The organism is Rhodococcus sp. IEGM 1366, assembly GCF_033142425.1.
In the GTDB taxonomy this organism is placed as follows: domain Bacteria; phylum Actinomycetota; class Actinomycetes; order Mycobacteriales; family Mycobacteriaceae; genus Rhodococcus_F; species Rhodococcus_F globerula.
Genome location: NZ_JAWLRZ010000019.1, coordinates 1 through 17,287 on the forward strand (window position 1 = coordinate 1; position 17,287 = coordinate 17,287).

At 61.0% G+C, this 17,287-nt stretch carries 17 protein-coding genes; 7 read left to right on the forward strand and 10 right to left on the reverse strand.

From position 1 onward, the window contains the following. The coding region (locus tag R4P64_RS32165; protein ID WP_317824251.1) for an AMP-binding protein at window positions 1-1,920 on the forward strand (1,920 nt) is incomplete at its 5' end. Window positions 1,921-1,928: 8 nt separating this feature from the next. Here the strand turns inward: R4P64_RS32165 and R4P64_RS32170 are convergent. From R4P64_RS32170 to R4P64_RS32190, 5 genes are all read right to left on the reverse strand, one after another. Continuing rightward, entirely contained in the window at window positions 1,929-3,614 is a 1,686-nt protein-coding gene (locus tag R4P64_RS32170) for an amidase (protein WP_317545067.1), read from the reverse strand. A gap of 153 nt (window positions 3,615-3,767) precedes the next feature. Continuing rightward, window positions 3,768-4,820 carry an alpha/beta hydrolase gene (locus R4P64_RS32175; protein ID WP_045070840.1) on the reverse strand — a complete coding sequence of 351 codons (1,053 nt, stop codon included), beginning with the start codon at window positions 4,818-4,820 and terminating at the stop codon, window positions 3,768-3,770. Window positions 4,821-4,952: 132 nt separating this feature from the next. After that, entirely contained in the window at window positions 4,953-5,816 is an 864-nt protein-coding gene (locus R4P64_RS32180) for an ABC transporter permease (protein ID WP_033231548.1), read from the reverse strand. Next, window positions 5,816-6,679 (reverse strand): ABC transporter permease, encoded by an 864-nt coding sequence (locus tag R4P64_RS32185; RefSeq protein ID WP_033231388.1) that lies wholly within the window; start codon window positions 6,677-6,679, stop codon window positions 5,816-5,818. The genes R4P64_RS32180 and R4P64_RS32185 overlap by 1 nt, the downstream gene beginning before the upstream one ends. Further along, window positions 6,676-7,665 (reverse strand): ATP-binding cassette domain-containing protein, encoded by a 990-nt coding sequence (locus tag R4P64_RS32190; RefSeq protein WP_092801687.1) that lies wholly within the window; start codon window positions 7,663-7,665, stop codon window positions 6,676-6,678. The genes R4P64_RS32185 and R4P64_RS32190 overlap by 4 nt, the downstream gene beginning before the upstream one ends. A gap of 338 nt (window positions 7,666-8,003) precedes the next feature. Here R4P64_RS32190 and R4P64_RS32195 point away from each other — a divergent pair, with 338 nt between their 5' ends. Beyond that, the gene (locus R4P64_RS32195) at window positions 8,004-8,855 is read left to right on the forward strand and encodes a glycosyltransferase family 2 protein (RefSeq protein ID WP_317545065.1); all 852 of its coding nucleotides are present in this window, start codon (window positions 8,004-8,006) and stop codon (window positions 8,853-8,855) included. Between the two features lie 13 nt (window positions 8,856-8,868). On the opposite strand, the gene R4P64_RS32200 is transcribed toward R4P64_RS32195, so the two are convergent. The 5 genes from R4P64_RS32200 to R4P64_RS32220 all read right to left on the reverse strand — a co-directional run bounded on the left by R4P64_RS32200 (window position 8,869) and on the right by R4P64_RS32220 (window position 13,942). After that, on the reverse strand, window positions 8,869-9,819 hold the full coding sequence (locus R4P64_RS32200) for a diiron oxygenase (protein WP_317545064.1): 951 nt from the start codon (window positions 9,817-9,819) through the stop codon (window positions 8,869-8,871). A gap of 9 nt (window positions 9,820-9,828) precedes the next feature. Further along, window positions 9,829-10,713: a prephenate dehydrogenase dimerization domain-containing protein gene (locus tag R4P64_RS32205; protein WP_317545063.1), complete on the reverse strand. Its 885-nt coding sequence runs from the start codon at window positions 10,711-10,713 to the stop codon at window positions 9,829-9,831. A 6-nt stretch (window positions 10,714-10,719) separates the two neighbouring features. Next, window positions 10,720-12,819 (reverse strand): aminodeoxychorismate synthase component I, encoded by a 2,100-nt coding sequence (gene pabB, locus R4P64_RS32210; RefSeq protein WP_317824252.1) that lies wholly within the window; start codon window positions 12,817-12,819, stop codon window positions 10,720-10,722. Next, window positions 12,816-13,223, reverse strand: coding sequence for a chorismate mutase family protein (locus R4P64_RS32215; protein WP_084703048.1), 408 nt, complete (start codon window positions 13,221-13,223; stop codon window positions 12,816-12,818). Before R4P64_RS32215 ends, pabB begins: the two co-directional genes overlap by 4 nt. Window positions 13,224-13,453: 230 nt before the next feature. Next, window positions 13,454-13,942, reverse strand: a complete 489-nt coding sequence (locus R4P64_RS32220; protein WP_033231382.1) for a hotdog fold domain-containing protein — start codon at window positions 13,940-13,942, stop codon at window positions 13,454-13,456. A 502-nt stretch (window positions 13,943-14,444) separates the two neighbouring features. Between R4P64_RS32220 and rpsJ the strand changes: the two genes are divergently transcribed. From rpsJ to rplB, 5 genes are read left to right on the forward strand one after another with little or no spacing between them, the layout of a single operon-like run. Next, window positions 14,445-14,750, forward strand: coding sequence for a 30S ribosomal protein S10 (gene rpsJ, locus R4P64_RS32225; RefSeq protein ID WP_003938093.1), 306 nt, complete (start codon window positions 14,445-14,447; stop codon window positions 14,748-14,750). Between the two features lie 17 nt (window positions 14,751-14,767). After that, a complete protein-coding gene (rplC, locus tag R4P64_RS32230) occupies window positions 14,768-15,424 on the forward strand; it encodes a 50S ribosomal protein L3 (protein ID WP_045070827.1) in 657 nt (218 codons plus the stop codon). Further along, the gene (gene rplD / locus R4P64_RS32235; RefSeq protein WP_033231380.1) at window positions 15,421-16,101 is read left to right on the forward strand and encodes a 50S ribosomal protein L4; all 681 of its coding nucleotides are present in this window, start codon (window positions 15,421-15,423) and stop codon (window positions 16,099-16,101) included. Before rplC ends, rplD begins: the two co-directional genes overlap by 4 nt. Beyond that, window positions 16,098-16,403, forward strand: a complete 306-nt coding sequence (gene rplW / locus R4P64_RS32240) for a 50S ribosomal protein L23 (RefSeq protein WP_033231379.1) — start codon at window positions 16,098-16,100, stop codon at window positions 16,401-16,403. The genes rplD and rplW overlap by 4 nt, the downstream gene beginning before the upstream one ends. Before the next feature lie 39 nt (window positions 16,404-16,442). Beyond that, window positions 16,443-17,279, forward strand: a complete 837-nt coding sequence (gene rplB / locus R4P64_RS32245) for a 50S ribosomal protein L2 (RefSeq protein ID WP_033231378.1) — start codon at window positions 16,443-16,445, stop codon at window positions 17,277-17,279. Window positions 17,280-17,287: the final 8 nt, after the last annotated feature.

Sequence of the window (17,287 nt, forward strand, 5' to 3'; positions counted from 1 at the left end):
TTGCGGGTGGGTGCGGTGTTGGTGTTGGCGTCGGCTGATGGTCATCGGGATCCGGGGTATTTGGCGTCGGTGATTGACGAGCAGGGTGTGTCGGTGACGGATTTTGTGCCGACGATGTTGTCGACGTTTTCGTCGTTGGTGGATCCGGGGTTGTTGGGTTCGTTGCGTGATGTGTTGGTCATTGGTGAGGCGTTGCCGGTGGAGGCGGTGCGTGAGTTCGGGTTGGTGTCGTCGGCGCGGTTGCATAATTTGTATGGTCCGACTGAGGCTGCGGTGTCGTTTACGTTTGCGGATGTGACGGGTGCTGGGTCGGGGTCGGTGGTCTCGATTGGTGTGCCGGAGTGGAATTGCCGGGTGTTTGTGTTGGATTCGCGCCTTCGGCCGGTTGCTGTGGGTGTAGCGGGTGAGTTGTATTTGTCGGGTGTGCAGTTGGCTCGGGGTTATGTGGGTCGTCCGGATTTGAGTGCGGATCGGTTTGTGGCGTCGCCGTTCGGTGTGGGTGGGGAGCGGATGTATCGGACGGGTGACCTTGTGAGGTGGTCGTCTGAGGGGGATCTGGAGTACATCGGTCGTACTGATTTTCAGGTGAAGTTTCGTGGTCAGCGGATCGAGTTGGGGGAGATCGAGGCGGCGTTGGTGTCGCATGGGTCGGTGTTGTCGGCTGCGGTGGTGGTGCGTGGGTCGGTGATGGGTGATCAGTTGGTGGGGTATGTGGTGCCGGCGGTGGGGTCGGTTGTGGATGTGTCGGTGTTGCGGGGGTTTGTGGGGGAGCGGGTTCCGGGTTATATGGTTCCGGCTGCTGTGGTGGTGTTGGATGCGTTTCCGTTGAATTCGTCGGGGAAGTTGGATCGGGCGTTGTTGCCGGAGCCGGTGTTCGAGGCTCGGGTGTTTCGGGCTCCGGTGTCGTCGGTGGAGTTGGTGGTGGCGTCGGCGTTTGTGGGTGTGTTGGGTGTTGATCGGGTGGGGTTGGATGATGATTTCTTCGAGTTGGGTGGTAACTCCCTCATCGCGATGAAGTTGGCGTCCGAACTGAGTGCATCTGTTGGTGCCGACGTCCCCGTGCGCACGCTGTTCGGTGCATCGACAGTTGAATCCCTCTCCGCTCGAATCGAAGACACGCTTTGTGGCAGCGCGGCGTCGTCGAATCAGGCACTCGATGTTCTATTGCCGATCCGGGAAGCTGGATCGTCCGTACCGGTATTCTTCATCCACCCGATGAGCGGGCTGGCATGGAAGGCCTCCGGCCTGGTACCTCACCTCGACGCGCAGACGCCGCTCTACGGTCTGCAGGCACCGGTGATGGCGGAACCGTGGTCTCTGCCCACGTCGGTCGACGCATTGGCCGAACGCTACGTTCGCGAGATGCTGAGTGTGAATCCGAGCGGCCCGTTCCACATCGTCGGCTACTCGCTCGGCGGGTTCATCGGACACGCGTGTGCAGTTCTATTGCGCTCGAAGGGGTTCGACGTGAAGCTGGCAATGATCGATCCTCGCGGCACTACCGAAGTCGGGGAAAATCAGGCCCGGGACAACGTCTCCGAACTGGCCGCGGGATGGGGGGTCGACGTCGGGGACACCCTGGATCTCGGTGCGTTGGGCCGGGACGAGATTCTCGCGCTCGGCCGATCGCTCGATTCCCTGTCGTTCCTCTCCGACGAGCAACTCGGATCTCTGTACGATTTTGCGATCTCAGCTGCCTCGATAATCGACGGGTACGTACCGCGCGTCTTCGACGGTGACGCTGTACTTCTCAGCGCCACCGTGGGAGTCGGTTCGACAATCGAACTTGCCGAGGCCTGGAAGCCCTATGTCAATGGAACTTTGACTGAGACAACGGTCGAGAGTTCGCATCACTCGATGATGGAAACCGATCAGCTCGAGCTGATCGGTCCACGATTGGCGGCGTTCTTCAGGAGCTGAACGGAGCGTTAAGAGGACGTCGGCACAAATCTGAACGAGAAGCCGACGTTCTGCGTGTTTGTCGGGTCAGGTCCCGGGCCAGGTTGGGCAATAACCGACGTCGGTATCTGCCTGGCATTTTGGGTCAGAGGTGGCGCTTCCTGCCAAAAAGGCTGGGCAGCTTGGAGTTCCAACGCAATCTGAATGAGACCGGCTTCGTCCCACATACGACCACCGAGTTGGACTCCGAACGGAAGTCCGGTCTCCTTCGACCTTCCGGCCGGCGTCGTGACAACCGGAGCGCCTGTGTAGTTGGCCCAGGCGACGTCGGCGGTGACTCCGTCGAACAGTGCGATGCCCGCGACCTCAGAACGCTTACTGCCGTCCACACTGGCGCCTGGTACGAGAATGGCGTCGAGATTCTGCTCGGAGAGCATGCGGTTGTAGTCGTGTTGGTAGCGAAGCCTGTTGTGCGCCAACGTCATGTAGTCGGCGACTGGAACAGCCATCGATGCAAGGGCCTGCCCGACGAAGAGTGCTCGCTCCGGCTTGTACAGGCCGATCCGGTCGGAGAACTGCTGGTGATAATGGCCGGCCTCGGCCATATCTCCGGTCAGTAGTCCTGTCGGATAGGTCGGCATCGTCACGTCGACAAGCGTGCCTCCCAGTGCCACAACAGTGTCCGTGAACTCGGCGAACAGTGTGCCCAACGACGCCGGCAATTTGTCGACACCTTTACGGGGGATGCCGAATCGGCGGCCGGCGAGCGGTGACTGTCCACCCTGAGCTGCCAAGGGGTACCCGTCAGCCGGAACCGGGGGACCGGCAGACGTAGTTGGATCGTTGACGTCGACGCCGGCCATGTAACTGAGCAGCAAGGACGCATCGGCCGCACTTCGGGCCATAGGGCCGGTATGGTCACGCGTCCAGTTGAGGGGGATCGTTCCGTACGTGCTGCAACGTCCGAAAGTCGGTTTGACAGAGGTGATTCCCGTTGCGCTTGCCGGCAAGCGGAGCGATCCGCCAGTGTCGGTTCCAGTTGCCAGCGGACTGAAGCGGGCGGCCAGGACTGCAGCACTGCCGCCCGACGACCCACCCGGTGAGTACTCGGCATTCCAGGGGTTGCCCACTTGTGCCGTCGCCACACCGATGGCGAACTCGTCGCAGTGCGCGTGACCCATCAACACCATGCCCGCGTCACTCAGGCGGCGCCATACGGTCGAGTCACCCGCGGCGATGTTCCCTTCGAGGACGCGACTCGAGGCTGTGACCGGTAATCCCGATACCGCAAACATATCTTTCAGAGCGATCGGCAACCCACAGACCAGTGGTGGCGCTTCACCGTCGCTCGTCTGCCCTGCGGTCGAGAGTCGTTGCGCTGCCTTCTCGGCGGCAGCGTACGCGACCTCCGGATAGATCCGGATCCATGAACCGATTCCACCGTCGTACTCGTGACTGCGTGTCAAGCACGCGTCGAGTAGCTCGCGTGGATGAAGGATGCCTTCCTGGAGCAGACTCGCGGCTTCGGTAGCGCTGAGCAGTGCAGGGTCGGTCGCGTCAATTGTGCTCGGAGCCGGCAATTGACTGTGTCGAGACGCCGAACGAATCGGCGTGGCAGCTGCAGGTTGTACGGCAGCGCCAACTGCAGTGGCACCGGCTACTCCGAGTGCCGTTGCGGCGCCGAGGAAACCACGTCGGGAAATGCCTGTGTTCACAAGAGATGCCTTCGAAAGTGTTGCTGGGGATGATCAGGAGATTTTGTCAGGTCAGGTAAGCGGAACCGCATCTGACGACTAAGGCCACCTGCTCGGACACTCCACAACGGGAGTGTCGCGAGCAGGTGGCCTTCGAGGTGAATCAGAGGCAAATCAGATTCCGAGCGAACCGGCGATGAACGGCCACGACTTGTGGAGATCGTCCTGCCAGTAACCCCACGAGTGGGTGCCCGTCGGGCGGAAGTCGACCACGGCGGGAATGTTCAGCTCGTACAGGCGCTTGGCCATGTTGGAGGTGCACAGGTTGGTAGCAGCTTCGATGACGCCGCCGACGATGATCTGGTTCTCCAGGTTTGCGCGTCCGTCATTCATGCGAGGGTTGAGGCTCGTGTCGTTCGGGAAGCCGGGAAGACCGTTGCCGGTGCTCATGTAGATCGGAGTTCCGCGGAGCTTTTCGGCGTTGACCAGCGGATCGTGATCGCGCCAGCCCTGACCGTCGAGCGGACCCCACATGTTGGTGACGTCGTCGACTCCACCGATCCATTCAGTGGTGATCCTGACGAACTGCTGGCCGAGCGGGTCACTGGTCTGAGCGCAGCCACTGTACGCGGCAACCGAGTTGTACAGTCCGGGATGCTCGATAGCGAGGTTCAGAACAGACGTACCGGACATCGAGATGGCGGACAATGCCTGCTCCCCGTTGCTGCCCAGTTCCTTGTTCAGGAGTGGAGGCAGTTCCTCGCCGAGGAAGGTCGACCACTTGTTGCGCCCGGCCTTCGGGTCGTCCTGCTCCCAATCGGTGTAGTAGGAGAGGCGTCCGCCCACCGGCGTCGCGACATTGACGTTCTTGTCGCTGAAGAAGTCGACGACGTCTGTCTGACGCTGCCAGGTCGCGGAGTCTTCGCCGCCGCCTGCACCGTTCAAGAGATAGAGAATGGGCCGTGGTTCGGAATTATCGGCCGGGGTGATGACCTGAATGGGCACCATCTTGTCCATCGACGCAGCGTAGACATTGACGACGAGTTGCCGATCATTGATCTTCTGCACGGACTTGACGTACGAACCGTTCGCGGCCACGTCGGATGCGGAATTGCCCGAGTTGTCGGGAGCGGCTTGTGCAATACCGGCGGTGAACAATGAGCAGGCGATTGCCAGAACTCCGACATGTGTGGCGCGACGCCAGGCTGGTTTCGTGTTTCGCGTCAAGACTTCTTACCTCTCGGTTGAAACGGTTCTCGGAAAAGCGGCGGTCTTTGCTTCCCGATTGGATATGTCGACCCGACCGTCGGATACGTTACGGGACGCCCCCGACTCGGTAGATCGATTTTCATTCAGGCGTTAGTCCGATGCAGCCCGACGGTATCCCTGAATTGCCGGATATATGAATATTGCGATCATTCCGAAGGACCAGGCAAATGTTTTGAGCACAGGTTCGAGAACTGGCCCACCAAGCGACATTCCGCGCATCGCTTCCACTGCTACCGACATCGGTTGTGCCGCGATCACCGGTTGCAACCAGACGGGATACGCCATTGTGGGGACAAAACCACTGTTGAAGAACATCAGCAGTGTGCAAACGATGGAGACGATCTCGACGAGTGGAAGATTGTCGGACACCGTAGCGAGAGCCGTCACCATCACGGCAAATCCGATACCGAAGACAATCGGCAGAAGAAGCATTCCGATCGCGGCAACTGGGCCTTGGTTGAATCGGAAACCGGCGATGAAACCGACTCCGATGATCACGATCGTCGTCACAAGGACACGGATGGCCTCGGCGATCATGCGCCCGACCAACCCCGACGCACGGTGGGCCGGCAGCGTCCAGAAGCGGCTGAGTAGTCCGCTGGTCTTCTCGGTCCGTAGCCCGACAGCACTCGCAATGGAACCGAACATCGCGCCGACCAGAATGATCAGCGGAACAGTTCCGTAGATACTCGGCTGACCGGTTGCCGCGCTGATCGAATTTCCGAGGACAACGCGGAACATGATGAGCGTCAAGGCCGGGTACAACAGGGCTTGGATCGCGGTGGATGGATCACGCGCCCAACTGACGAGCAGCCGCCGAGCTTGAATCAGGCTGTGAGTCCACAGAGCCTTCGCGGAGTTTTCCGGCAACGCGGCGTTGGGTTCCGGGAAGTTCAGCGTGCGACCGCGTCGTGGCTCGCTCTGGTCGAGTTTGCTCCTGTCGGTACTTGTCATCATGCCCGCCTTGTACTTGCCCAGTAGGCAAGGGGAGCGCAGACGACCAGCAGTCCCAACGACCACATCACAACCGGGAACATCGTGTGCGACGTGACGCCGCCGTGCGCGAGATCGCGCATCGCGAAGGAGAATTGTGAGACTGGCTGATTGCGCACGAAGGGGCGGATCCACTCGGGAAAGCCCGTCTCAGGAGCGAACCCACACGAGAGCATGCCCAGGATCAGCTGGGGAAGGGTAAGGGCCTGGCTGGTTGCCTGCGGGCTCTTCGAGAGTGAGCCGATAGCGTCGGCGCCCAGTGACAAGCATGTGCTGAACACCAAAGCCAAGCCGCAGAAGAGCGCTGCCTGGCCAAACCCTTCGGTGAATCGAAAACCGATCGCATGTCCGTAGACGAGTGCGGCCGTCAACGACACCACGGAACGGACGAATCCGCTGCTCATCCGGGACAGCAAGGGGACCGGTCCGTACACCGGCATGGTCTGCATGCGCGAACTGAATCCGGTGATCTTCTCTTTTGCCGACATCTGCGCGGCCGAAATCGACGTGAAGGCCATCGCCTGCAACACGATGATCGGCATCAGGAACTGCGCGTAGTCGATGCCTTGGAGCTGCATCACGAACTTCAACGGCAGGTAGAAACCCACAGTGAATATCAGCGGAGCGATGACGGCGATAACCAGCTCGTAGCGTCGAACCATCGCCCGCAACGTGCGACCCGTGAGAACCCACCACTGCATGAGCGCCGACGGATTCGGGCGACGGTGACGTCCCACTCGCGTGGCAGCCGGAACCGAGATCTCACGGCGACCGGTCTTCTGCAGCGTCAGGTTAGGGGTTTGGTACTTGGTCGTAGTGGTCATGCAGGCTCACCGGCCTTGCCGGGTTCGGCAGCCTGAGGGCGTCCGGTCAACGAGAGGAAAACATCGTCGAGTGACGGGCGCCGCAGCGCGATGTCGGCAAGCGGAATTCTCGCGTGATCGAGGCGGCGCAAGGCCTCGGCAAGCGTCGCGGAACCACGCGGTGCCGGGATTGCGATCTTTCCGTTGTCCTTGGCGATATCGAAACGGAAGTCCGGCGGAAGTAGGTTGCCCAGAGCGTTGGCTGCGGGGCCGAGTAACTCGGCGGACAGTGGAACGATCTCGCAGAAGCTCGCTCCCGTACGGGCCTTGAGCTGATCTGCGGTTCCCTCGGCGATGACCGAGCCCTTGTCGATCACGATGATGTTGTCGCTGAGAAGGTCGGCTTCCTCGAGGTACTGCGTAGTCAGCAGAACCGTGATGCCTTGTTCCTTCAGCGTTTGAACGAGATTCCACACGCTCTGACGGCTGCGTGGATCCAATCCGGTGGTCGGTTCGTCGAGGAACACGACCTCGGGACGAACGACGAGCCCGCAGGCGATGTCGATGCGACGACGCATACCGCCCGAGTAGTTGGCCACTGTGCGAGCGCCGGCCTCGACCAGGTCGAACTCTTCCAGGAGGTCAGCGGCCCGCTGCTTCGCCGACGCACGATCCAAGCCCATCAACTGTGCAAACAGTTCGATGTTCTCGCGGCCGGTCAGTGCATTGTCGAGTGCCGCGAACTGCCCCGTCATCATGATCGAACGACGAACTTCGGGGGCATTTCGTACCGCGTCGTATCCGGCGATCATCGCGCGTCCGCTGTCGGGACGAATCAGCGTCGACAGCACCTTGACCGTGGTGGTCTTGCCTGCACCGTTGGGTCCGAGAATGCCGAGAACCGATCCTTTGGGGGCCTGGAAGCTGATACCGCGCAGAGCGTGGACATCTTTGAAGGACTTGTGAACGTCCTCCACGACTACAGCCGCGTCCGTGGGAAAGGGCATCAATTCTCCGCTGTCTACATGGATGTGGTGGGGCTACCTTTGGGTGGCCTGGTTGTGCCGATCCGGCTTGTGGTGAGGCCGGAGGGCGCAGCCGCGGATGACCCACACGGATTGCGGGAACCTTGGTTGTCTATCTCCGAACGCACTGAGCATGTTACCGGAGGTGACACGTGCAACTTTGGCCTCAGACGGGGTGATTCGGTCGCTTTGCCTGGATAAGGCAAGCAAGCACGCAGTTTGGCCAGGACTAATTTGTGTGCCATCGCACACTCGGTTGCTCCGTGTCCGATACCAGACCGCATCGGTCGAATATCGCGCGTGGTGATAGCGTGCCGTCCATGGGCGTCCAGTTGTCGGTTGTTGTTCCGGTGTACAACGAAAAAGAATATCTTTCGGAATGCCTGGAATCCTTGTTGGAACAAGGCGACGATATTTCCGAGATAGTGGTTGTGGACAACAACTCGACCGACGGAACAGCTGAGATAATCAAAGAATTCGAACGGCGGTCGCCGAAGATTCGCTATTTAGTGGAAACTCGGCAAGGTGTTGTTTTTGCCCGAAATCTGGGATTCAATTCAGTGCAGGGAGAATTGATCGGCAGAGTAGATGCCGATACCCGGGTACTACCTGGCTGGGCTCGCGAAATACATGATCTATTCACGGATCGGGAATTCGATGCCGTCACCGGATTCTCGTTGTTCTACGAATCGCCGTTTGCAAGCGCGCAGCGCAACGCAGTTGCAAAGCAGGACAATCTCGGAAATCTCGGTGGCCTCAAAGATGCGCCTTCCCTGACCGGGTCGAATATGGCGATCAGAAAATCTGCTTGGCTGTCCGTGCAGGGATCGGTCAGTGATCGCAAGGATTTCCACGAAGACGTCGATCTGTCGTACTGCCTTCTCGGAAATGGCATGAAAATAGTCCAGAACCTTGCCATGCGAGCAGAAGTGTCCGGGCGCCGCGGAGAAACCGGTCCGATCGAGTTTCTGTCCTACAACAAAGCGTCTATCGCAACACTGAAACACCACGGCGCAATGAACCGTCGACTTCGCTTCATGATTTTCCGTAGTTCGATACTTCACACAGTTCTGTGGCCCGCATATCGCATGTACGACAAGAACACCGACGCAATGTCCGTGAAGCGACTGTTCTTCAGACCCGCCGCCCGTCAGATGCCGGTCGAGGCCTGAAGGAAGCTGATCCCTACGGTAGAGGGCGGTCGACACCGAGCGCGTCGTACAACTTTTTGATCCCACTGAAGTCCTGCACGAGTAAGCCGGATTCGGGAGAGTGCTCGACGTCGTCGATCATCCGGTGACCGCCGGCGATGCCCTCGGTATCCATGATCGCCCGCCACGCGCCGAAATCATTGCCGGCAAATGCTGCCATCGCGTCAGCCGCGCCGTCGACGAACCGTCGACGCTCATCCGAGTCGAGAGTGTCGAACACCGACACGGCCAGAGCGTCGGCGATCGACGCGTGACAAAGTTCGTCGCGATTGTGAAGTCGGACCGTCGCACGATTGACCGGCTGGATGTCCTCACCGTCGATGATCACGTCCAGGTACGAGCTGATCGAGATCTCGGCGACGGTCATATATGCCAGTGCGACCACTGCGCGGGAACGCTCATCGGAGCATTCCGACAGTGCTTGCGCGCGAGCACGCACAGTCAGAACGTCCGGGAGAGACTTCGTCGGCAGCGACCATCCCCGTCCGCGACGGGTCGAGGAACTCGCGTTCAGATGCATCAGCGTGTGGTACTGCTCGTCGACCATGGCCTGATTGACAGCAACAACGGCGGAATCGGCGAATCCGACATCGAACGAGTCGGTCGCGAGTAGCTCGAACCCGGGATTCACCACGGACCGCTCGATATCCATGACGTTCTTGTTGAAAGCAATCCAGGCCCACGCGCGGAGCCGTTCTTGCTGCTGCGGCGCGAGTGCCATGTACACAGGGTGCTGGGCAAACGGCAGCAACGAGTCCGGATAGTCGAGTTTTGTGTGGTCGAAGAGATCGTCCAGATCAGGTTCGGGCTTCTTGACGGCGGCGCGACGAGGCCAGTTCTCGGCAAGTCGGCGCACGATTGCGCTCTCGACGGGATCCTCGGCGTCGAAGCCGGGAAGCGCAGGTGGTGCCACTCGATTGTGCATTGGTCCCTCCTACTCTCGGTTGCGATCGGCTTCGTGGGAGCCGAGGTCCTCGAAGAGCGTCGCGGCGACCTCGTTCATTTCCTCCGTCTGATTACCCAGCGCACCGGCCGCCGACGCTACGAGATCCGAAAAGTCGTCGAAATTTCCTGTTGCCGCCTCCAACCGGGCAGCCGCAGCAGTCAACGCTTTGCGCGCAGTCGCGGCATAGGGATTGCCCGATTGAACATCCCAGTACACCTCGGGCTCGCCCGTGACGATTCGGGCAAGCAATGCGGAGAGTGTTCGATGGGGCGGCGGTCCGACATCGAGGGCGAGCTCCGGTGCCACGTCGAGTTCCGTCAACGCCAGACCGAAAGCCAACACCGAAGCATGGGTCAGGGCCTGGGTGGCAGCGGCCAGCCGATCATGACGGTCCGGATCCATGACAGGCGTCGACGCACCCCATGATCTGACCTCGTCGAGGAATTCGCGACACCGGGGGCCGTCGACGTAGGGAACCGCGATGACAGCACGACCACGCGGGCCGAGGGAAGGCCGGAACATCGGGTTGAGTCCGAGGAATTCACCGGCGCGACCGGATTCCTCGACCGCAACGGCAATGCGGGATTTGACCGACAAGGTGTCGACGATCAGCGTGTCGGCGCGTGCGGCACGCGTCAGTGTCGGCAATGCTGCGAGTGCGGTTTGCTCGGCTACGGCCAGGACAATCAGTTCCGCCTGCGCGAGTGCGCCCCGTACCGGTCCGTCGGGGCAGGAGATGTCGCCGACGAGATCGCTGCCGCGCGTCCGGTCCAGAACCGTCACGGATCTGCCGTCGTCGCGCAGGAGATCGACGAACATGGATCCCACCGCGCCGGCGCCACCCACTACGATCACATCACCCTGCGCCGGCATCGTGGGCTACCTTCCTATGCCCTTCTGGTGGCTCGGAGCTACATCGAGTGCGCGGAGCATCGTCGACGCCTTGACGGTTGTCTCGTCGAATTCCTCCTCCGCGTCCGACAGCGCGGTGATAGCGCCGCCGATACCGAAGCTCACTCCGGAAGACGTCGAAACCAGGGAGCGGATAACGATCGACAGATCGGCAGCGCCGCCGAGCGCAAAGTACCCGATCGAGCCGGAATACACTCCGCGAGGACCTGATTCGAGTCGGTCGATGATTTCCATCGTGCGCACTTTGGGTGCGCCCGTCATCGATCCGCCGGGAAACGCCGCTCGAACGCAGTCGACCGCTGACGAGTCGCCGCGCAACATTCCGCGCACCGTCGAGACCATCTGGTGAACGGATGAATACGATTCGATCCCGAACAAACGTGGCACGTGGACGCTTCCCGGGACGCAGACTTTCGCCAGGTCGTTTCGGGTGAGATCAACGATCATCAGATTCTCTGCTCGGTCCTTCTCACTGTCGAGGAGGTCTTGCCGCAGTGCCGCGTCCCGCGCCCGAGTGACGCCACGGGGGCGAGTGCCTTTGATCGGTTTGCTCTCCACCTTGCCGTTGGAATCGACTCGTAGGAATCGTTCCGGAGACGCTGAGATGACCGCAATTCCGGTGAAATCGAGCAGTGCGCTGTAGGGAGTGGGGTTGATTGCGCGCAGATACTCGAATGTGCGCAGGGAGTCGATTGCCCCGTCGACAGCGGCCATATTGGTCAGGCACACCTCGTACGATTCACCGACGCGGATCTGTTCGAGCGCGTCCTCGATCAACGACAGGTACCGAGCCCGGTCGTGACGTAAACGTGCTTGTGCCCATACGGTTTCGCTGATCAGGGGAACCGGAATTCGCTCCTCGTCAGCGGCGCCGACTGCGGCAAGGACGTTGACGGCATGCGCGAGCCAATCGTCACAATCGTCTGCCTGCTGTGTTTCACGTACCGGGGTTTCACGTAGTCGCAAGACATGGGTTTTGCCGGCAGTGTGATCGATGACAATCGCGCGATCCGCGAAAACCATTGCCGCGTCGGGCGCCTCGGACGAGTGTGCACGGTGACCACCGGTCTGCGCCTTCAATTCGTATCCGAGGTAGCCGACATATCCGAGGTTGAAGTCCAGTTCCGGATCTGCGGGAATGTAGCGCGTCGCGAGTTGTCCGTCGAGATAGTCGAAGAACGGGACGTGAATGTGCTCGTCAGGCAGCCCCTTTCGCGTCACGGTGAGAACTCCGGCGTCTACGTCATAGGTGATGAACTCCGCCAACGGACCGGAAGAGTCGCCCATGATCGTGAACCGCGCATCGGGTTCCGACGTGGCTGCTCGATCGAGCCAGTACGGGTTTGGTCCGTCGGCAAAGAGAGCGGCGTATGTGGCGGACGGATCCACGGCAAAATCGAGCCGCACCTTGTCGACCTGGTACGACGACGCCGGCCGCAAACTTGGTGCCCGGGGAGTCGGATCCGGGCGCATCACGGACTCGAGAGTTCGGCCGACCGACAGATCGCGGAAGTTCGTGAGCAGTTCCACTCCGAATTCGGTGCTGATCGACTCGGGATGGAACTGAACTCCCCACATCGGCTTCGTCCGATGCCGCACTCCCATGATCACGCCATCCGGCGTCCATGCCGTCCGAACGAACTCGTCGGGAAGATTCTCGACGGCCAGTGAGTGGTAGCGGACTGCACGGAACGGAGAGGGCAGGCCGGCAAATACTCCGGACCCGTCGTGGTCGACAAGAGAAATCCGCCCGTGCATGGGTGCCGGCGCGAGTACGACATCTGCGCCGAACAGCTGACACAGTCCTTGATGTCCGAGGCACACACCGAGTAGGGGGAGCGGACCTTCGTCGATGAACCTGCGGCTGATCCCGAAATCCCGTTCCCGATCCGGTCGACCCGGCCCGGGGGAGATCACCACGTTGTCGAACTCGGCGAGATCGAGGGATTCCCACTCGGCGTCGTTGGTCACCACAGTGGGCACCACGCCGTTGACCTTGGTCAAGAGGGTGAAAAGGTTGTACGTGAACGAGTCGTAATTGTCCACGAGGAGCGTGCGGGAACTCATCTCGTTAATCCTGATCTCGGGCCGACTGATTCCCGCACATTTTCCACGTTTGCTTCCGGCCCGTCGATCACCAGGTCCTCGAGACGGCATGTTTCTGCGATCAGGAGCTCGTAAAGGGAGCTGAAGAACTCAGGTGACAGGTTGTGCTGGCGGGCGAATTGACGCGCGCGTTCCTGCACGACATGTACGCGAGACGGCTGCATCATCGGAACGTGACTGGTCCGCTTCCACTCGCCGATCTGCAGGCATAACAGGAGTCGTTCACGCACGGTCTCGAGCAGGGTGGCGTCGATGGCGTCGAGTTGGCGCCGGAATTTCTCCAGGTCGTCGCCGGGATTACGGTCGTGGGTCTGCGCGATCTCCCCGTGCGCGTCGGTGCCGGTCGAGTGCTGGAAGTCTGCCACGGTGCCTCCTGCTGCTGCGCTGTCGGAGGCGACGCCTACCCGTGACCGACGCGTTCAGCTGGCGCCGGCCACCGGTACCCCGACCGATCATCGCCGTTCGGGAAGGTGTTCCACCAATCCGGCGACTCGAAACCCTGGACATTCGTTCCTGCGAAGGCCACTTCTCGGTGTCGTGGACGACGTCGATGTTCGTGAATCGTCCTGTTGCCCAAATGTATTCGTACTAGTTGTTACTTCTTTGTCACCCAGGTGGTGATTTCGGCGCGGACGACTTCCTGGCCGGCGCGATCGACGATCGTGATCGGCACGACCAATTCGGTGCCGGTGGAGATAGCGCTGAAATCCGGCATGGGTGAAAGCTGTGCCACGGCGCGCAGGCCGGTCTCGGCCTTGGCCAGGTACTCGACGTTCATCGATTTCGGGATCCATCGGTGGGTGCCGGGGACGGTAGCTTCGCACAACATTCCCATCGCGACTTCGGCGAGGTTGCAGGCCGCTATCGCGTGGAAAGTGCCGAGATGGTTGTGTACGCCCCACCACTTCGGGGCGCGCACCTCGCACAGGCCTGGTTCCAGGGTTGTGACGCGGGGGAGAATGGACGCGAAGTAGGGAACGCGAACCGACATGGCAAGTGAGAAAACTGCCTGACCGAATGGGTTGTTCGGAAGCTTCTGCCAGGCGCGATAGGTGGGAGTCGTCGTACTCGAGGTCGAAGTCATGACGCGATCTTACTTGGGAGTAAGATCGTTGTCGCCCACATCACGATCAGAACGTGAGCACCCGGAGTTGAGTAATTCGGACGCCTACGGCATACTAGTCGGGTTGCCTTGTCTGGGACTGGGTCGCTTGCGGCCAAGAGCAGTCAAGGGTGAAGACGTCACGAACAGCGTGTTGGGGTAACCCACCGATGATCGTGGCCAAGTAAGACGAGATGTAAAGCAAGACGGAAGCAGTACCTACTTTGTGTTCGACTTCGAACACGTCCGGTACACATCAAGCGCCAGATGGTCGAAAGATCATCGGCGCAGGATGAGTGAGAGAGCGACACGCCCGACCGCGTGTACCGGAGAACAATGACAAACGAACAGCGGCAGCGGATCTGGATGCGTCCCGATCGCTTAAGTGTTCGTCGTGTCATCGTCCAGGCAAGGACTGTGCAGACGAGGTAGCTCGAGCCTGACCAGGTGGGCTACGAAACGCGGCAAGAAAAGGACACTAAGCGTGGCGGGACAAAAGATCCGCATCAGGCTCAAGGCCTACGACCACGAGGCGATCGACGCGTCAGCGCGCAAGATCGTCGAGACGGTAACCCGTACGGGTGCCCGCGTCGTTGGACCTGTGCCGTTGCCGACCGAGAAGAACGTATATTGCGTCATCCGCTCGCCGCACAAGTACAAGGACTCGCGCGAGCACTTCGAGATGCGTACTCACAAGCGGCTGATCGACATTCTCGACCCGACGCCGAAGACGGTTGACGCGCTTATGCGCATCGACCTTCCGGCCAGTGTCGACGTGAACATTCAGTGACGGCGGAGACAAAAACAATGACTGATACCAAGATCAAGGGAATCCTGGGCACCAAGCTCGGCATGACCCAGGTCTTCGACGAGAACAACCGGGTTGTCCCGGTCACCGTCGTCAAGGCTGGGCCGAACGTCGTAACCCAGATTCGTACCGAAGAGCGTGACGGCTACACGGCTGTTCAGCTCGCGTTCGGCGCAATCGACCCGCGCAAGGTGAACAAGCCGATTTCCGGCCAGTTCGCCAAGGCTGGTGTGACCCCGCGTCGCCACGTCGTCGAGTTCCGCGTCGCGGATGCCTCCGACTACGAGGTCGGCCAGGAACTCACCGCTGAGGTCTTCGAGGACGGCGCATTCGTCGACGTCACCGGAACCAGCAAGGGTAAGGGATTCGCCGGAACCATGAAGCGTCACGGCTTCAAGGGACAGGGTGCATCGCACGGTACCCAGGCCGTTCACCGTCGCCCCGGCTCCATCGGCGGCTGTGCAACTCCCGGCCGCGTGTTCAAGGGCATGCGCATGTCCGGACGCATGGGTAGCGACCGCATCACGACGCAGAACCTCTCGGTCCACAAGGTGGACGCCGAGAACGGCCTGCTGCTGATCAAGGGTGCGATCCCCGGCCGCAAGGGCGGCCTCGTGATCGTCAAGAGTGCAGTGAAGGGTGGTGCACGAGCATGACCAGCACCGAGACCAAGTTGACCCTGGACGTCAAGGTCGCCGGCGGCAAGACCAACGGCACCGTCGATCTCCCCGCTGAGATCTTCGACGCTCCGGCCAACATCGCGCTTCTGCATCAGGTTGTCGTCGCGCAGCTCGCCGCTGCTCGTCAGGGAACCCACTCCACCAAGACCCGCGGTGAAGTCCGCGGCGGTGGCAAGAAGCCGTACCGCCAGAAGGGCACCGGCCGCGCACGCCAGGGCTCGACTCGCGCACCTCAGTTCGTCGGTGGCGGAACCGTTCACGGCCCGCAGCCGCGTGACTACAGCCAGCGCACCCCCAAGAAGATGAAGGCAGCCGCTCTCCGCGGAGCCCTCTCTGACCGCGCACGCAACGAGCGCATCCACGTCATCACCGAACTGGTTGCAGGGCAGACGCCTTCGACCAAGAACGCAATCGCGTTCCTCGGCGAGATCTCGGATCGCAAGAAGCTGCTGCTCGTCGTGGGTCGCCAGGATGTAGCCGCTTGGAAGAGCGTGCAGAACCTGGAAGGCGTGCATCCCATTGCACCCGACCAGCTCAACACCTACGACGTGCTCAATGCGGATGACGTCGTGTTCAGCGTCGAGGCGCTCAACGCGTTCATCCACGGGCCCGCCGAGACCGCCCAGGAAGAGAACAAGGAGGAGGCCAAGTGACGACCATCGCTGACCCCCGCGACATCCTGCTGGCACCGGTCATCTCCGAGAAGTCCTACGGACTTATCGAGGAAGGCACCTACACCTTCCTGGTGCACCCGGACTCGAATAAGACGCAGATCAAGATTGCCGTCGAGAAGGTCTTCGGTGTCACTGTGACCAGCGTCAACACCGCCAACCGTCAGGGCAAGCGTAAGCGGACGAAGTTCGGTTACGGAAAGCGCAAGAACACCAAGCGCGCTCTCGTGACTCTCGCCGCCGACAGCAAGCCCATCGAGATCTTCGGAGGACCGGTCGCGTAAGCGCCGGGACTTGACGAGACATAGAGGACGAGAAGACTCATGGCAATCCGTAAGTACAAGCCGACAACACCGGGCCGTCGTGGCTCGAGCGTCTCGGACTTCGCCGAGATCACTCGGTCGACCCCCGAGAAGTCGCTGGTTCGCCCGCTGCACGGCCGTGGTGGCCGTAACGCACACGGTCGTATCACCACCCGTCACAAGGGCGGCGGGCACAAGCGCGCCTACCGACTGATCGATTTCCGTCGCAACGACAAGGACGGAATCCCGGCCAAGGTCGCTCACATCGAGTACGACCCCAACCGCACAGCAAACATCGCACTCCTGCATTACGCAGACGGTGAGAAGCGCTACATCATCGCCCCCAAGGGCCTGGTGCAGGGTTCACCGATCGAGTCCGGTGCAGGCGCCGACATCAAGCCGGGCAACAACCTGCCGCTGCGCAACATCCCGACAGGTACCACCATCCACGGTGTGGAACTGCGTCCCGGCGGCGGAGCCAAGATGGCCCGTTCCGCAGGTGCCAGCATCCAGCTCCTCGGTAAGGAAGGCTCCTACGCCACGCTGCGTATGCCGTCCGGTGAAATCCGTCGCGTCGACGTGCGCTGCCGCGCATCCGTCGGCGAGGTCGGCAACGCCGAGCAGTCGAACATCAACTGGGGCAAGGCCGGCCGTATGCGTTGGAAGGGCAAGCGCCCGACCGTTCGTGGTGTCGTGATGAACCCGGTCGACCACCCGCATGGTGGCGGCGAGGGCAAGACCTCCGGTGGTCGCCACCCGGTCAGCCCGTGGGGTAAGCCGGAAGGCCGTACCCGCAAGAACAAGGCAAGCGACAAGATGATTGTTCGTCGCCGCCGTACCGGCAAGAACAAGCGCTAGGAGGGAGT